Source organism: Mesorhizobium sp. P2_E9 (assembly GCF_056403815.1).
Map to the genome: position 1 here is coordinate 1 of NZ_JBFUET010000003.1, position 14151 is coordinate 14151.

The 14151-nt window shown below is 60.7% G+C and carries 18 protein-coding genes and 1 pseudogene; 6 read left to right on the forward strand and 13 right to left on the reverse strand.

Annotated features, from left to right (window positions below):
* A pseudogene (locus AC1D05_RS06020) lies at positions 1-143 on the forward strand (AhpC/TSA family protein); the annotation flags it as partial.
* An 811-nt stretch (positions 144-954) separates the two neighbouring features.
* Here AC1D05_RS06020 and AC1D05_RS06025 read toward each other — a convergent pair.
* The 5 genes from AC1D05_RS06025 to AC1D05_RS06045 all read right to left on the reverse strand — a co-directional run bounded on the left by AC1D05_RS06025 (position 955) and on the right by AC1D05_RS06045 (position 3106).
* Complete coding sequence (locus AC1D05_RS06025; RefSeq protein ID WP_477439155.1) at positions 955-1158, reverse strand: hypothetical protein; 204 nt, start codon at positions 1156-1158, stop codon at positions 955-957.
* Entirely contained in the window at positions 1155-1685 is a 531-nt protein-coding gene (locus AC1D05_RS06030) for a hypothetical protein (RefSeq protein WP_477439157.1), read from the reverse strand. Before AC1D05_RS06030 ends, AC1D05_RS06025 begins: the two co-directional genes overlap by 4 nt.
* Positions 1686-1881: 196 nt before the next feature.
* Positions 1882-2055: a hypothetical protein gene (locus AC1D05_RS06035; RefSeq protein WP_477439158.1), complete on the reverse strand. Its 174-nt coding sequence runs from the start codon at positions 2053-2055 to the stop codon at positions 1882-1884.
* 237 nt (positions 2056-2292) lie between these two features.
* Positions 2293-2451 (reverse strand): hypothetical protein, encoded by a 159-nt coding sequence (locus AC1D05_RS06040; protein ID WP_477439160.1) that lies wholly within the window; start codon positions 2449-2451, stop codon positions 2293-2295.
* A gap of 433 nt (positions 2452-2884) precedes the next feature.
* Positions 2885-3106: a hypothetical protein gene (locus AC1D05_RS06045; RefSeq protein WP_477439162.1), complete on the reverse strand. Its 222-nt coding sequence runs from the start codon at positions 3104-3106 to the stop codon at positions 2885-2887.
* A gap of 234 nt (positions 3107-3340) precedes the next feature.
* On the opposite strand from AC1D05_RS06045, the gene AC1D05_RS06050 reads away from it, so the two are divergent.
* Positions 3341-3565: a hypothetical protein gene (locus AC1D05_RS06050; RefSeq protein ID WP_477439164.1), complete on the forward strand. Its 225-nt coding sequence runs from the start codon at positions 3341-3343 to the stop codon at positions 3563-3565.
* 235 nt (positions 3566-3800) lie between these two features.
* Here AC1D05_RS06050 and AC1D05_RS06055 read toward each other — a convergent pair whose 3' ends face one another.
* From AC1D05_RS06055 to AC1D05_RS06065, 3 genes are all read right to left on the reverse strand, one after another.
* Positions 3801-4022: a hypothetical protein gene (locus tag AC1D05_RS06055; RefSeq protein WP_477222248.1), complete on the reverse strand. Its 222-nt coding sequence runs from the start codon at positions 4020-4022 to the stop codon at positions 3801-3803.
* A gap of 117 nt (positions 4023-4139) precedes the next feature.
* A complete protein-coding gene (locus tag AC1D05_RS06060) occupies positions 4140-4535 on the reverse strand; it encodes a hypothetical protein (RefSeq protein ID WP_477439165.1) in 396 nt (131 codons plus the stop codon).
* Positions 4536-5099: 564 nt separating this feature from the next.
* Positions 5100-5465 (reverse strand): hypothetical protein, encoded by a 366-nt coding sequence (locus AC1D05_RS06065; RefSeq protein ID WP_477439167.1) that lies wholly within the window; start codon positions 5463-5465, stop codon positions 5100-5102.
* Between the two features lie 349 nt (positions 5466-5814).
* On the opposite strand from AC1D05_RS06065, the gene AC1D05_RS06070 reads away from it, so the two are divergent.
* Positions 5815-6243: a cupin domain-containing protein gene (locus AC1D05_RS06070; RefSeq protein ID WP_477439169.1), complete on the forward strand. Its 429-nt coding sequence runs from the start codon at positions 5815-5817 to the stop codon at positions 6241-6243.
* A 94-nt stretch (positions 6244-6337) separates the two neighbouring features.
* Here AC1D05_RS06070 and AC1D05_RS06075 read toward each other — a convergent pair whose 3' ends face one another.
* On the reverse strand, positions 6338-6793 hold the full coding sequence (locus AC1D05_RS06075; RefSeq protein WP_477439170.1) for a carboxymuconolactone decarboxylase family protein: 456 nt from the start codon (positions 6791-6793) through the stop codon (positions 6338-6340).
* Between the two features lie 264 nt (positions 6794-7057).
* On the opposite strand from AC1D05_RS06075, the gene AC1D05_RS06080 reads away from it, so the two are divergent.
* The 3 genes from AC1D05_RS06080 (at position 7058) to AC1D05_RS06090 (ending at position 8860) form a co-directional block, all read left to right on the forward strand.
* Positions 7058-7816 carry a copper homeostasis protein CutC gene (locus AC1D05_RS06080; RefSeq protein ID WP_477439172.1) on the forward strand — a complete coding sequence of 253 codons (759 nt, stop codon included), beginning with the start codon at positions 7058-7060 and terminating at the stop codon, positions 7814-7816.
* Positions 7813-8301 carry a GNAT family N-acetyltransferase gene (locus tag AC1D05_RS06085; protein WP_477439174.1) on the forward strand — a complete coding sequence of 163 codons (489 nt, stop codon included), beginning with the start codon at positions 7813-7815 and terminating at the stop codon, positions 8299-8301. Before AC1D05_RS06080 ends, AC1D05_RS06085 begins: the two co-directional genes overlap by 4 nt.
* A gap of 61 nt (positions 8302-8362) precedes the next feature.
* Complete coding sequence (locus AC1D05_RS06090) at positions 8363-8860, forward strand: SRPBCC family protein (RefSeq protein WP_477439175.1); 498 nt, start codon at positions 8363-8365, stop codon at positions 8858-8860.
* 1 nt (position 8861) lies between these two features.
* Here AC1D05_RS06090 and AC1D05_RS06095 read toward each other — a convergent pair whose 3' ends face one another.
* The 4 genes from AC1D05_RS06095 to AC1D05_RS06110 all read right to left on the reverse strand — a co-directional run bounded on the left by AC1D05_RS06095 (position 8862) and on the right by AC1D05_RS06110 (position 13927).
* Positions 8862-9884: an acyltransferase family protein gene (locus AC1D05_RS06095; protein ID WP_477439177.1), complete on the reverse strand. Its 1023-nt coding sequence runs from the start codon at positions 9882-9884 to the stop codon at positions 8862-8864.
* A 275-nt stretch (positions 9885-10159) separates the two neighbouring features.
* Positions 10160-10957 carry an FAD binding domain-containing protein gene (locus tag AC1D05_RS06100; RefSeq protein WP_477439179.1) on the reverse strand — a complete coding sequence of 266 codons (798 nt, stop codon included), beginning with the start codon at positions 10955-10957 and terminating at the stop codon, positions 10160-10162.
* A 12-nt stretch (positions 10958-10969) separates the two neighbouring features.
* Complete coding sequence (locus tag AC1D05_RS06105) at positions 10970-13321, reverse strand: xanthine dehydrogenase family protein molybdopterin-binding subunit (protein WP_477439180.1); 2352 nt, start codon at positions 13319-13321, stop codon at positions 10970-10972.
* Positions 13322-13426: 105 nt separating this feature from the next.
* On the reverse strand, positions 13427-13927 hold the full coding sequence (locus AC1D05_RS06110; protein ID WP_477439182.1) for a (2Fe-2S)-binding protein: 501 nt from the start codon (positions 13925-13927) through the stop codon (positions 13427-13429).
* Between the last annotated feature and the right edge of the window lie 224 nt (positions 13928-14151).

Below are 14151 nucleotides of genomic sequence, written 5' to 3' on the forward strand. Positions count from 1 at the left end.
GCATTGCGCAGCTCGTCGGCCAGTTCTTGCTGGACCGCGATGGCGTCGTTCGCTGGACTTCCAACGAGGTACTCGATGGCGGCCTATTCGGCGCCCCGAACACTCAGGAGCTGATGTCGGCAGCGTCGCAAATCGGAAGGTAAGGCGCAGCTTCGGTAGTGGGGCTAGGCGCAGGATTACGCGAGTTGGCGGCCGTTTATAGGGCCCGTTCAGTTCGGTTGCGCTGGCATTGGTTGCGGCAAAGGCCGCGGCTGCCGGTTCGAGCAACTGCGTGCCTCTTCGGCTGACATGAGGCGCAACTGCGACCTCCAGCGGGGTTGCCGCTAGTGTCTGCTTTCAGTGGTTGGCAGGACTGGGTTCTACAGCCGACATTGGGCGCATTGCTGGCAGGCAGCTTTTGGAGCCGAAAGCCGAAAGGCGGCTTTTGGACCGTCGTGGATCAACGCGTACACCTCACGGCCAGGGACCGCTCGCATCTTGGAAAGGACCGCGAATGCCTGGCGGCAATCCCGTAACCCTCGATCTCCGGCTGCCGGGTGCAGGATTTCTTATCCCCGTTTGGATTTGGTGACGGCGCCTCTCGCACATCTCGCGGTGGCGGATTGACATGCTGCGGCTCTGGCGAACCTTCCTTCGCGGGATGACGGACTGGCGTCGTCTTCGGGTCGGGCTTCGGTGGCGGATCTCTAATCTTGTTTGCCATAATCAAAGAAACCTCGCCGCCGGTCTCTTTGTTCCGTACTTGCCCCTAAAAGGCCCGCCACCCTGAGGCAGCGGGCGCTAGTTCGGGAGGACGGGCCCCCTTTGCCCGTGAATTAACGGTACGCCCCGCTTACCTGGATAATAAGCTCGCGCAGGTTGAAGCTCTGCATATTCAAGCTCCGTGACTTTTCTGCAACATGATAAGGAAAGCCCGCCACCGGCGGCAGCGGGCCAACGGGTCGGCGTCGGACCCTATTGAATGCAAGAGCCCGGCGGATAGTGCTCAGCGTCGTAGTGTGACGACGAGACGAGCATGAAATCTTCGCCGGTGCGGACAGGAATCATGCCAAAGTTGTTGCGGTAAGCGTGATGGAACGGCACGACTATCATCTCGTTGCTCGGCTCTATCGCCGCTGATAGCGGGTAGAGCGCGGCGCGTGGATTGAGCGCGATCATAGCCCCGACCTCACAAGCACTTCCTGCGATTCCAGATCGTCGGGCCACATGATGACCTCGCCATAGTCGCCCGGACAGCAGCCCTCCAAGTCACCGCCGCACTCGTCATCGCAGTTGTCGAGCTCCAGGTCGGTCGTGTCGCCTGGCGGGAGGTTTGGCGCGGTGCCAGACAGGAATGACTGCCCGCCGCGATGTCCCCAGCCAAGCGATGGCTCGTCGTCGGCCGTGTCCTCCAGGTCGCAATCGACTTCCATTAGGTCGAGCGCGGTGATCAGCGACATGGCGCGATCCAGCAGGTCGTTGAGGCGCTTCTCGACCGACTGGCGCCATTCGCGCGGGTCCATCCCCTTCGGCATGCCAAGGGGCTTCAGAATGCGCGTGGGACGTTCATGATGCCCTCCGCGCGAACAGGGCCAAATCGTGCTCTTGGGTGACCCGCCAAGTCCCCCGTGCACTTCCCTCAAGGCCGCGGCAAAGGCCTCGGCATGGATCCGCGCCTGCTCGTTGTGTTCGGGCAGATCGTCCAAGTTTTGGAACTCGATCGGGCGCTGCCTGTAGGAGGCGGCATAGCGGCCGTGCAGATTTGATAGCGAGGGACATTATCTTCGACTGCAGTCCGCCACTTCTGACAATTTTGCGTTCCACGCCGCTTGCCTACGATGAAAACCAAAAGGTCGTGGCTGATCTGTTGAAATTTCGGCTTCAGCATCCCTGCGAACTGAACTAACGCCTGTTCGCCTTCGGCGTGATGTCTTCAATCTGCGCCTTAACGCTATCCTGGACCATCGCCTGTTCCATCGCTTCCGCTTCGGCCTTGTCCTTGATGGTAAGCACGGTGCGCCAATGCGGCTTGTCGAAGACGCTGATGATGTAGGTGGTGGCCGGCTGGTCGGTCATCTCTTCCCCTGTGCACTCAATGGCGGCACCTCTGCCTTAACGCTTATTCAACCTGCCTTATATTAGAATACGCTAATGAGATTCTCCATTCTGCTTTTTTGCTTGGGAGCCTTCTTCTGTTGGGATTTCGGCGCCAACGATGGGGGATTCACCACTAGGCTTGGTATGCGAGTTGCCAACCTGATCCAAACGTCAGGGCTTTGAAGGTTTGGAAATCTCGCGCGTAAGCTGCCAGCGTCATTGCTTGTTATTGCCGGAGGTTGCCGGGCCGCCTGCTATGCGCCACGCATCTTGGCCCTGATAATCAGGCACGAAGGTAAAGAAAACCGGCCTGCGATCGCGGCCGGCGGCCTTGCAGTGCGAGCAGACGAACAGCCCGACGAGATCCTGATGCATTGCCATGATCCGGCCCGAGACGGTCAATGAGCGCCCGGATATCGAGCTTGGTCGACCTATCGCATGCGGGATGAGAGCAGTTGACGTGAACGCTTTCGCGGGCGGCCAGGGTGTCGGCGAGGGTCTTTGGGGCATGGCGATCTCCGTTGAAAGGGATCGCCGCAACGGGAGGAATATATTCCTGATGACCTTAGCTTGCCAATAACCATACGAAGGCTGCCCGGCCATTAACGGGGGAAAACATTCGGAAGAGGGTTATGTTGCAGAGTTACTAATATTAGGGTCTGCCTTAGCCGGCTTGCCCGCCCCCCAAGAAGAGCCCCAAGCCGGTTAGGCCCGGCGGTCAGTCGAATGCACCCCAACGGACTGTCGGGCCGCAGGAAAAAGCCTCATCCGCGCGCGTCTGGGCGCCCGCCTAAGCCGGCTCTGCCCTTTAGTTGTGGTTGTCCAACAAGAGAGCAAGCTTTCTGGTTGCGGCGCTTTCTACAATCAGTTCCTCCAAACCGCTGTCGCCGACGCGCGATTTGTTGACGCGACGCCTGATTACACGGAGCGCTTCAGATATCGAAACTGCGGTGGTCTTCGCGTGATCATCCAGATATCGGCCAACTTCAATAACGGCATCTGCATCAACGTTGGATGGCAATTCGCGCATGGCACCCTCCTGCCGCATCCGAACCTTTGCTATCCAAAAGTATCACGCTGATTGGCCAAGGAGTCGATGGCGATTAGAACCCCGCCAGCGCGCGTTTCTCTCCGCCGCTGTCCTACGCCGCCGAGGCGTCCCGCGCGTCCTGGTGCGTCCCTGTGGCTTGCGTGAAGAGTAAATCCCTTCAGGGGAACAGAAGCCCAAAGCCGCACGTTCTAATGTGATCAAGGGAGTATAAAAATGGTACGCCAAATCGCAATCACCATAGCGTTGCTCATTCAGTTTTCAGCTTCGGCATTTGCAGACACCGCCCAATATTGGGCCGCTAAGGATGCCGTTTCAAAGCAGTGCGAGGTGGTCACAAAGAAGCCAGATGGGACCCTGGTCATAGACCTTACGAAGGCCACGTATAAGACCGAGGCGGAAGCGAAGAATGCCTTGAAGAAGCTTCCAGATTGCAAGTGACAGCGTCTCTGCTGGTTCGAATCCGGCCCGGGGAGCCAACTATTTTCAAACACTTAGCAATCTCGCAAAACCGGAGATTTTTCGGTTATGTACGGCAGATGTACGCGAATTGCCCAGCTTCCGGGAATCGACACAAAAAGCGTTTCGTTCCAGCGAGACCAAATCGAGCGATTAAAGGTAGCGGATCACGAGGCCCCGATAGCCAGAAGGTAACCCGAGAGACTGTCGGGCCTCTTCACCTTCGAACGAATGTCGGCTTCCAGTCGCGGTGTTGCGCGTGCAGCCCGTTTTTGTAGATCCGCGTGAGCACGTCGCGAGCAGACTCGGCGCGCTCCCGTGTGCAGCCGATCAGTATTTTCCCGCCCAAGTTTGCCGGCTCGCCGGTGACTTCATCCCAAACCGTCCAGTCGCCTGTCGGCTCGAGAAAGCAACTAAATCTACCTGGGCTTTCTTCCATCGCCCCGTTCCCCAATATGGGCGGAGCGTTTCATTATATTAGCAATCACGCAAGTAATGACTGGCGGTAGATCACTGCCTCCTTCGGTCAAGGTTAATTTGCGAAACAGTGAGAAGCCTAGCGCTTCTTCACCTTGCGGCCGATCTCCTTCGCCATATCGAAGGCCGCCTGTTCGTCAGTAGTGGTCAGCACCGTGCGCCAGTGCGGTTTCTCGAACACGCTCACGATGCCGGTTGTGGCTGGCTTATCGGCCGTCCGCCCCTGGTGAGAGTTTGAACGCCCGCGCTCTCGGCCAGTGGCGCGGACTTCTACCGGGAAAGTAGGGGGCTCGTCGGACGCGTGTTGCCTGACATCACCTTTCAAACCCTGCGCAGCTTTAATCACGGCCTTGCGGCTGTTGCCGTGTTTTAAGATTAAGTCCCAAGCCAGGTCCGGCGTTAAACCGTTCTCTGTGGCGAAATATTCGACCTGATGGTCGTGAATAGCATCCTGCCTGCGCTTATCGCCGGCCATTTGAGCCTCCGCGCTGTCCAGTTTGAGCTACGAGCGCCAGTTTGGGTGAAGCGAGCCGCACCGGCCATGGCGGGTCAGTCCTTTGGGAGCGTCCCAGCATTGCCCAAGCTAAATGCATATTAGCAATAGCTCAATTAAGACTGAAGTCCCTAAGTCCCTCGACCGAACGTAGGTTTCCAGTCGCGATTGCGCTCCCTACCCGTGATCCGAAGCGAACGCCGAGGCATAGCCATCGGCGGATCGATCGAACGACAAGGTTGCCCGGAAGCCGGAAAGTGAACGCCTTGAACAAGTGAGTTCTAGCCGCACTTTTTTGACCCTTTCATCAACTGCATACGGTGACGATGATATCTCGATGCCGGAAGCAACCTTCACTGCCCCAGGTGAGACAGGCTCTTCGGACTCATCCGGCCTCCTTGGGCTGGACCCTAGCAACCTTGGCCCCAACGGCCAACCATCCCAGGCAGCATTGGAACTCGTGTCTCAGAGGCACCTTCCCGGTGCGTTCAGGATTTGGACAAAAGTCTTCATTCCCACACGTCCGATATCATCCGGCGGTTCCCCTTACACGATACCGACAAGGGTTTGCGCGTGGGTATGGAGCTGTCGAGCGGCCGACCGGTGTTCGATCCCATCACCGCTGCAAACAACCAGGAACTGCGCCGCGAACTCGTGCGTATTTGTAGCCGGGATGACAAGCATGGACTGCACGATCTCCGACATGTCTTGATAGGCGCGTTTCAGATCGCGGTCGGAAATGTCCGGGGAGATCGAATTCATCAGCGCCTCCCAGCGCCTGAACCTCGCCAAGATGGGAGTTTCGTTCGAGTTTGCGGCAAAAATCTTTTCCGCTGCAGCCACGGCCCCGATGGGCGGAAAGGAGACAGTTGTGCCTACCACCGCGCGTTTGGTCATTGCATCAAACATCATGTCCGAGTTCCTACGACTGAAGGCAACTTTCTAAGGCTGTCGATCCGATGCCGCATTGCGCTGCGTCAAATCCGGCAACGCCGAAAGCCGGGGTAGAAACCAGCCCTGTCTCCGGACGAAGGTGATAAACCGACCGAACTTGGTCGCCCGCCGATCGAACCGTTGAAGATGCTTTCCGCCTCGCCGCACGACCATGTCGCCATGGACATGGCCCGAACCCGGTCGAGGAGGCGGAATATGAAGGAAGACTCGGTGGATCGATGGAGCCACTCATTGGAACGTCGCGCGTCGCTCCCGCTTGCGCTTGGATATCCGCCGCGCGATAGATGCGGCGGTTCAGGGAGGAATCATGCGCAAAATCCTGGTTTCGGTACTGCTGGCCGCGGCTGGGCTTTATGCGAATTGCGCTCTGGCGCTGGACAGCAGCAGCACGCCTGTCGTCACCCCGCTGGCATCACGCACCACCACCGCTTCCGGCCAGCCGATCACGTTGCCACAGAAAAACGTCCAGGTGCTGGTGTCGACCTACGACATCGCGGTTGGCGCAACCTTGCCGGTGCACCGGCATCCCTTCCCGCGCTACGCCTATGTCGAGGCCGGAACGCTGAAGGTCACCAATGTCGAGACCGGCAACAGCAACACCTACAAAACCGGCGATTTCATCATCGAAATGATAGGGCAGTGGCATCAGGCCACCAATATCGGCGATGGCCCGGTCAAGCTCCTGGTCATCGATCAGGTCGAGGAAGGCGCCAAGAACACGGAATTGCGCCAGTAGCCACCAAGGCTATGCCCCGAAGGCGGAAGGCAATGTGCCGTCCGCCTTCCCGCCATGGCTGATAACTACTCCACCAAGAACTCGAACCCGGCGCTCAGCCCCAGGCGCCGACCATCTGGCGGGTCGTCGCGTTGAGCCGGTTGAAGGCGTTGATCAGCGCGATCTGGACAACCAGCGCGGCAAGTCCCTTTTCGTCATAGTGCCGGGCGGCTTCATCCCAGACATCGTCCGACACGGCGTCCGGGCGGTCGGCGAGCCTCGTGCCGGCCTCCGCCAGCGCCAGGGCCGCCCGTTCGGCATCGGTGAAGTATGGCGTCTCGCGCCATGCGGCGAGGGCAAAGATGCGCTCGTCCTTTTCGCCAGCCTTCTTCAGTTCGCGCGCATGCATGTCGACGCAGAGGGCACAGTTGTTGATCTGGCTGGCGCGCAAATGGATGAGCTTGCGCGTCACATAAGGCACATCGGCCGCCTCCGTCGATTTGTCCAGCGCCAGCAGCGCCTGCAGGGCGCCGGGGATGAGCATAACCGGATTCTTGATTCTTGCTTGCATGGTCTTTCTCCTTTCGAGGGCGTGTTTTGCCGAGCCCGGATGGAGCGCATCCAGGTTCTCAGCTTGATGGAATCTTCGGCTGCCGCCGTGCCGCCAACGGTCAATCAATAACCCGATGGCTATGGGTTAACTCATAACCATGCAGTTATAAGACTGTCAAGCCGGGAAATGTCATCTGGTCCAAATGGCGGGGCACCGTTCACGCTTTCGCGTCAGCCGCCCGGGTGCTAGGGCTGTCCGAAATATCATGAACTGGATCGCGCCTTGACCACACAGACCCGTCCGCCGCTGATCGAAATTTGTGTCGAAGGCATTGATGGCCTGCTTGCCGCGCAGGCTGCCGGCGCCGACCGGGTCGAACTGTGCGCCAGCCTGGTCGAGGGCGGCATCACGCCGAGCCTCGGCACGGTGCGCGCCGCGCTGGACCAGGCAACGGTGCCGTTCCATGTCATGGTGCGGCCGCGCGGCGGCGATTTTCTCTACAGCGAGACCGAGTACCGCTCGATGCTCGCCGATATCACAGCGCTCCGCGATCTCGGCGTGCCCGGCGTGGTGTTCGGTTGCCTGAACGCCGACGGCACCATAGACGAGAAGCGCATGGGCGAACTGACGCAAGCCGCCGGCTCCCTGAACGTCACCTGCCACCGCGCCTTTGACATGACGCGCGATCCGGCCGAGGCGCTGGAAGCGCTGATCCGCTGCAAGGTCGGCCGTGTGCTGACCAGCGGCCAGCGCGACACCGCGATCGAAGGCCTGCCGTTGCTGGCCGATCTGGTGCGTCAGGCCGGCGACCGCATCATCATCCTCGGCTGCGGCGGGCTCGATCTCGCCAACATCGCCGAGGTGCGCGGAAAGACCGGGCTGGCCGAAATGCATTTCGCCGCGCTGAAGGACGTGCCAAGCGCCATGCGCTACCGCAATCCCAAGGTCGGCATGGGCGGTTCCGATCTCGATCGCGAATACCGCAACACACTGACCGACACACCGCTGGTGGCGGCGACGATCACGGCGGCCAAGGCATGACCTCTGATATAGACCGCATAGCGCCGGGCGACGAAGCCGACATACTGGCGCTCAATAATGAGCATGCCGCGGAATTGTCCTGGCTCGAAGCCGAGCGGCTGTCATTCCTGCTCGGCGAGGCATTCTATGCGCGGCGCATCGGCGATCTCGAAGCCTTCATCATGACCTTCGACCAGGAGGCGAACTACGACAGCCCGAACTTCGTCTGGTTCCGCGAACGCTACGAACGCTTCATCTATGTCGACCGCGTCGTCGTGGCGGCGCACGCAAGAGGCCGCGGCCATGCGCGCCGGCTTTATCAGGACCTGTTCGAACATGCAGAGCGCGCCGGCCACACGCTGGTCACTTGCGAGGTCAATGCCGATCCGCCCAACCCCGCCTCGGATGCATTCCATGCCGCGTTGGGCTTCACTGAGGTCGGCGACGCGGTGATCCATGGCGGCAAGAAAGCGGTACGTTATTACGTCAAGCAGATCGTCGCCTAATCGCTGGCCACATAAAGAAGCTGCTCCTAATATAGCCGTTCCGCCAACCAGAGGAACCGCGATGCCGAGCAACGTCTTCCGCTTCGAAGAAAGCTGGCACATTCCCGAAGGCACGCCGCAACAAGTGTGGGACGTGCTCTCCGACGCCGAATTGCTGCCGCTATGGTGGAGCGACGTCTACAAGGAAGTGGTGCCGCTCGACGGCAAGGGCAAGGCTTCAGTTGGTTCGCGGGCAAGGGCACGGGCGCGCGGCGCCCTGCCCTATGAGCTGAACTTCATCATCGAGGCCGCCGAACTCGAACCTGGCCGGCTGGTCGTGGTGAAAACCCATGGCGACTTCGACGGGCTGTGGCGGGCCGAACTGTCGCCGGCGGGCACCGGCACCCATGTCCAGTTGACCTGGCAGGTCACGGTCGAGAGGCCGATCCTCAAATTCCTGGCCCCTCTGTTGTGGCCGGCCTTCGCATGGAACCATCGCTGGACGACACCGCGCGGCGAAGCCGGCCTTCGGCGCTTTCTCAGGCTCGGAACAACAGTGTCACGGCGCGATGAGGCCTGAATCACCAATTGCGGTTCAACCATTCGCGCGCCGGCCGCTCGATCAGGTAGTAGCTGCAGAGCGCGCAGGCAAAGACCCCGGCCAGCATCGACCATGGGTTGCCGCCTTGCTCGTAGACGAATTTGTAGAAGGGCTGCTGCCACAGATAGAGCGAATAGGACCACAGGCCCAACGTCGCCATTGGCCAGGACGACAGCAAATTCGAAAAAATCGATGTGCTGAAATCGAGCGCGTTGACGGCCAGCGCCAGCAGCGGCACCGCCAGGAGATAGTGGATCGGTGTCGGCACAGGGTCCATGAACAGCAGAACCGCGCCAAGCGCCGCGGCCAGGGCGACATAGGGTCCCTTCAGCACGGCCGGCAGCCTGCCGTCGGCCTTGAGCAGACAGATCGAAGCCGACAACAGGATCGATGCGATGTGCACATCGGTGCGCCAGTAAGTGGCCTCGTAGTCCAGCTTGAACACCCAGTACGAAATCGCGCCATTGGCCATGGCGACCAAGGCCAGCGCCACAAGCAGCGGGATGACGCGGTTGCGGCTGGAGACGAGCGCGCTGATCAGCGCCAGGATGATGTAGGCATGCTCCTCGACGCAGAGCGACCAGATATGGTCGAGCGCACCGGCACGGGTGACGAGAATTCCGGCGTAGTTGTAGGTGAATGTCAGCGCCGTCAGGGCCGCCTTCCATTTGAAGGCGATGAACGTGCCGGAGAGCGCGACCATGGCAACGACGACGAAGACCAGTAGTGCCGGGTAGATGCGCGAGAAACGGCGCTTGAAGAACTTCTTCAGCGGGTAGCGTTCGATGAACAGGATTTCGCCCATCAGCCGGCCGCTGAGCACGAAGAAGAATTCGACGCCCAGCACGCCGAGATTGATTCCGGGAACGGGAAAAAAGTGCCCGATCAGCACCAGGGCGATCGACAGGCCGCGCCAGCCATCGAGATAGGCCAGTCTCGTCCGGACCGCTCTGTCGACGGCGGATCGGGACGGAACCAAATGGGTCGCGGAAATTTCGGACATGCGGATCCCTTCGCATTGGCATGCGAAAGGGCACGGCGATGCATTCTCCGAACCCGGCTCGCATTCCCGCCCAAATTCATATTGCAGTGCAATATCGGTTTGTGCAAGTGCGAGATTGCCGCCAGAGCAGTTCCTTGGGCAGCAAGCTGCCGGAATTGCTTGAAGCAAAGGACCGGTCGCGCGGCGGTATTTCCTTCAAGAGCCGCACGGCTACAGCTTGCCGCATACGAAAAAGGGGCCGAGACGGCCCCTTTCCATGTCGGCAACTGATGCTGTCAGGCGTTGGCTGCCGCCACTGCACGCTTGGCCATGACCGTGATCAGATTGGCGCGGTAATCGGCGGACGCGTGGATGTCGGTCATCAGGTTCTTCGCCGGCACTTTTACGCCGGCAAGCGATGCAGCATCGAAATTCTTCGCCAGTGCGGCCTCGATCTCCTTCGAGCGGAAGACACCGTCATCGCCGGCGCCGGTGACGGCGACGCTGACGCCATCCTTGCCCTTGGCCACGAACACGCCGACGATCGCGTAGCGCGAGGCCGGGTTGCGGAATTTTTCGTACGCCGCCTTTGCCGGTGCGGTGAAGGTAACCGCCGTGACGATCTCGCCATCCTTCAGAGCTGTTTCAAAGAGGCCCTTGAAGAACTTGTCGGCTGATATCTCGCGCTTGTTGGTGACGATGGTGGCGCCGAGCGCTAGAAGTGCCGCCGGATAGTCCGCCGCCGGATCATTGTTGGCGATCGAACCGCCGATCGTGCCCTTGTGGCGCACCGCCGGGTCGCCGATCAGCGACGCCAGATGGGCAAGCGCCGGACAGGCCTTCCGCAGCTTCTCATCACTGGCGACTTCGAAATGCGTGGTGGCGGCGCCGATGGTGACCGTCTTGCCCGACACTTTTATCCCGTGCAGATCCTTGATGCGTGACAGATCAACAAGGTCGGAGGGGGCCGCCAGCCGCGTCTTCATGGCGGGGATCAAGGTCATGCCGCCGGAGAGCAGCTTGGCGTCGCCGCTCTTCAAGAGCTTGGCGGCATCAGCGACCGAGGCGGCACGGTGATAGTTGACCGAGTACATGGTTGTTCCTCCTCAGTGCTTCGTCGCGGCGCGGATCGCGGCCCACACGGTGGACGGCGATGCTGGCATGGCGAGATCGTTGCTGCCGATGGCATCGGTGATGGCGTTGATCACCGCCGGCGGCGAACCGATGGCGCCCGCCTCGCCGCAGCCCTTGATCCCCAACGGATTGCCCGGACATGGCGTGTTCGAGGTCGAGACCTTGAAGGATGGCAGGTCGCCGGCACGCGGCATGGTGTAGTCCATGTAGCTCGCCGTCAGCAGCTGGCCGCTGGCGTCGTAATGCGCACCTTCCAGCAGTGCCTGGCCGACGCCTTGCGCGATGCCGCCATGCACCTGGCCTTCGACGATCATCGGATTGATGATGTTGCCGAAATCATCGGCCGCCACGAACTGGACGATCTCGGTCGTTCCGGTCTCCGGATCGATTTCGACCTCGCAGATGTAGCAGCCCGCCGGGAAGGTGAAGTTCGACGGATCATAGAAGGCGGTTTCCTTCAGCCCAGGCTCCATGCCTGCCGGCAGATTGTGGGCGGTATAGGCGGCAAGCGCCACCTGGAACCACGGCACGTTCTTGTCGGTGCCGGCGACCTTCAGCGCGCCGTTCTCGATGACGATGTCGCCCTCGTCGGCCTCAAGCAGGTGGGCCGCGATCTTCTTGGCCTTGGCCTCGACCTTGTCGAGCGCCTTGACGATGGCCGACATGCCTACCGCGCCCGAGCGCGACCCGTAAGTGCCCATGCCCATCTGCACCTTGTCGGTGTCGCCATGGACGATCGAAACCGAATCGATCGGCACGCCAAAACGCTCGTTGACCAATTGCGCGAAGGTCGTCTCGTGACCCTGGCCATGGCTGTGCGAGCCGGTCAGCACCTCGATCGTGCCGACGGCGTTGACCCGCACTTCCGCCGATTCCCACAGGCCGACGCCGGCGCCGAGCGAGCCGACCGCCGCCGACGGTGCGATGCCGCAGGCCTCGATGTAGCAGCTCATGCCGATGCCGCGCAGCAGCCCCTTCTTGGCGGCGGCGGCCTTGCGCTTGGCAAAGCCGGCATAATCCGACGCCTTCATCGCGGCATCGAGAGAGGCCGCGTAGTCGCCGGCGTCATAACACATGATGACCGGCGTCTGGTGCGGGAAGGTGGTGACGAAATTCTTGCGCCGTAAGTCCGCCGGCGAAACGCCGAACTGGCGTGCGGCGGTTTCCATCATGCGTTCCATGACGAAAGTTGCTTCCGGCCGCCCTGCCCCGCGATAGGCATCGACGGGTGCGGTGTTGGTGTAGATCGCCTTCACATTCGCGTGGATCGCGGGGATGTTGTACTGGCCCGACAGCAGCGTCGCGTAGAGATAGGTCGGGGTCGCCGACGAGAACAGCGACATGTAGGCGCCGAGATTGGCTTTTGTTTCGACCTTGAGGCCAAGGATCCTGTGGTCCGCGTCGAAGGCCATTTCGGCATGGGTGTGGTGGTCCCGGCCATGCGCGTCGGTGAGGAAGCTTTCGGTGCGGTCAGCCACCCATTTAACCGGAACGCCCGTCTTCTTCGAGGCCCACAGGCAGACGATCTCTTCCGGATAGATATAGATCTTCGATCCGAAGCCGCCGCCGACATCCGGCGCGATGACGCGCAGCTTGTTTTCCGGCGCGACATTGTAGAAGGCGCTCATCACCAGCCGAGCGACATGCGGGTTCTGCGACGTCGTCCAGCAGGTGTAGTGGTCCTCGGCCTTGTCATAGTGGCCGAGTGCCGCGCGCGGCTCCATGGCATTGGGAACCAGCCGGTTGTTGATGATGTCCATCTTGATGACATGGGCTGCCTTCTTGAAGGCGGCGGCGGTGTCGTCGGCGTTGCCGATGTCCCAGTCGAAGATCAGATTGTTTTCGGCCTCCGGATGGATCTGCGGCGCGCCCTTGTCCATTGCTTTGGAAGCGTCGACGACAGCCTTCAATTCCTTGTAGGTGATCTCGACCGCCTCGGCCGCGTCGCGCGCCTGGCCCTTGGTCTCGGCGACGACGATGACGACGGCGTCACCGACATAACGGACCTTGTCGAAGGCCAGTGGCGACCAGGCGCCCATCTTCATCGGCGAACCGTCCTTGGAATGGATCATCCAGCCGCAGATGAGATTGCCGATACCGTCGGCCTTGAGCTCCTTCCCGGTCAGCACGCCGATGACACCGGGCATGCCTTGAGCCTTCTTGACGTCGATCTTCTTGATCTGCGCATGCGCGTGCGGGCTGCGCACGAAGGCCGCATGCTTCATGCCGGGAACCACCATGTCGTCGACATAGCGGCCGGCGCCGGTAATGAACCTTTTGTCTTCCTTGCGCGCGACCCGAGCGCCAACACCTTCAATGCCCATAGAAATTCCTCCCGAAATAGTGAGTAGGAAGTAGTGAGTAGGTGAATAGTGAGGATCGTCGCCGGTTGAGACCGACTACTGACTACTCACTACTCACTGGTTTTCTCACGCCGCCTGTTTCGCTTTGCCCTTCGACACCTTCGACATCGTCTTCGATGCGGCGAGGATCGCCTTGACGATGTTGTGGTAGCCGGTGCAGCGGCAGATGTTGCCTTCCAGCTCGGCCCGCACCGTCGCCTCGTCGAGGCCCTCGGGATGGCGGGCGATCATGTCGGTTGCCGTCATGATCATGCCTGGCGTGCAGAAGCCGCATTGTAGGCCGTGATGTTCCTTGAAGGCGGCCTGCACGGGGTGCAGGTCGGCGCCGTTGGCCAGACCTTCGATCGTCACGACGGTCGACCCTGAAGCCTGTATTGCGAGCATCGAGCAGGACTTGACCGCCCTGCCGTCGACATGGACGACGCAGGCCCCGCATTGCGAGGTGTCGCAGCCGACATGCGTGCCGGTAAGGCCGAGATTCTCGCGCAGGAAGTGAACCAGCAGCGTTCGATCCTCGGCGGCCCCGCTGACCCTTCTCCCGTTCACCATCAACGAAACGTCCGACATGAATCCTCCCTGGGTATCAACCTTGGTCATCACGCTGCCGACGCGCCGCTGGCACTTCGGCCATGCGTTATTCGTACACCGCACAACGCACAAAAAACAGCGCGACGGAAAAGGCGGATCATTGTACTTTCGGTCATGGCTACGGCCAAAGGCGCATTCCCCTCGCCCCATTGCCAAAACGCCTATTGGAAGCAACAATACCGTCCGACGCCCGCGCGCCAGAA

Bases quoted from the DNA above. Each gene is read 5' to 3' on its own strand.
- AC1D05_RS06025 (WP_477439155.1), bottom strand. From the start codon at position 1,158: ATGATCGCGCTCAATCCACGCGCCGCGCTCTACCCGCTATCAGCGGCG.
- AC1D05_RS06035 (WP_477439158.1), bottom strand. From the start codon at position 2,055: ATGACCGACCAGCCGGCCACCACCTACATCATCAGCGTCTTCGACAAG.
- AC1D05_RS06040 (WP_477439160.1), bottom strand. From the start codon at position 2,451: ATGCATCAGGATCTCGTCGGGCTGTTCGTCTGCTCGCACTGCAAGGCC.
- AC1D05_RS06045 (WP_477439162.1), bottom strand. From the start codon at position 3,106: ATGCGCGAATTGCCATCCAACGTTGATGCAGATGCCGTTATTGAAGTT.
- AC1D05_RS06050 (WP_477439164.1), top strand. From the start codon at position 3,341: ATGGTACGCCAAATCGCAATCACCATAGCGTTGCTCATTCAGTTTTCA.
- AC1D05_RS06055 (WP_477222248.1), bottom strand. From the start codon at position 4,022: ATGGAAGAAAGCCCAGGTAGATTTAGTTGCTTTCTCGAGCCGACAGGC.
- AC1D05_RS06060 (WP_477439165.1), bottom strand. From the start codon at position 4,535: ATGGCCGGCGATAAGCGCAGGCAGGATGCTATTCACGACCATCAGGTC.
- AC1D05_RS06065 (WP_477439167.1), bottom strand. From the start codon at position 5,465: ATGATGTTTGATGCAATGACCAAACGCGCGGTGGTAGGCACAACTGTC.
- AC1D05_RS06070 (WP_477439169.1), top strand. From the start codon at position 5,815: ATGCGCAAAATCCTGGTTTCGGTACTGCTGGCCGCGGCTGGGCTTTAT.
- AC1D05_RS06075 (WP_477439170.1), bottom strand. From the start codon at position 6,793: ATGCAAGCAAGAATCAAGAATCCGGTTATGCTCATCCCCGGCGCCCTG.
- AC1D05_RS06085 (WP_477439174.1), top strand. From the start codon at position 7,813: ATGACCTCTGATATAGACCGCATAGCGCCGGGCGACGAAGCCGACATA.
- AC1D05_RS06090 (WP_477439175.1), top strand. From the start codon at position 8,363: ATGCCGAGCAACGTCTTCCGCTTCGAAGAAAGCTGGCACATTCCCGAA.
- AC1D05_RS06095 (WP_477439177.1), bottom strand. From the start codon at position 9,884: ATGTCCGAAATTTCCGCGACCCATTTGGTTCCGTCCCGATCCGCCGTC.
- AC1D05_RS06100 (WP_477439179.1), bottom strand. From the start codon at position 10,957: ATGTACTCGGTCAACTATCACCGTGCCGCCTCGGTCGCTGATGCCGCC.
- AC1D05_RS06105 (WP_477439180.1), bottom strand. From the start codon at position 13,321: ATGGGCATTGAAGGTGTTGGCGCTCGGGTCGCGCGCAAGGAAGACAAA.
- AC1D05_RS06110 (WP_477439182.1), bottom strand. From the start codon at position 13,927: ATGTCGGACGTTTCGTTGATGGTGAACGGGAGAAGGGTCAGCGGGGCC.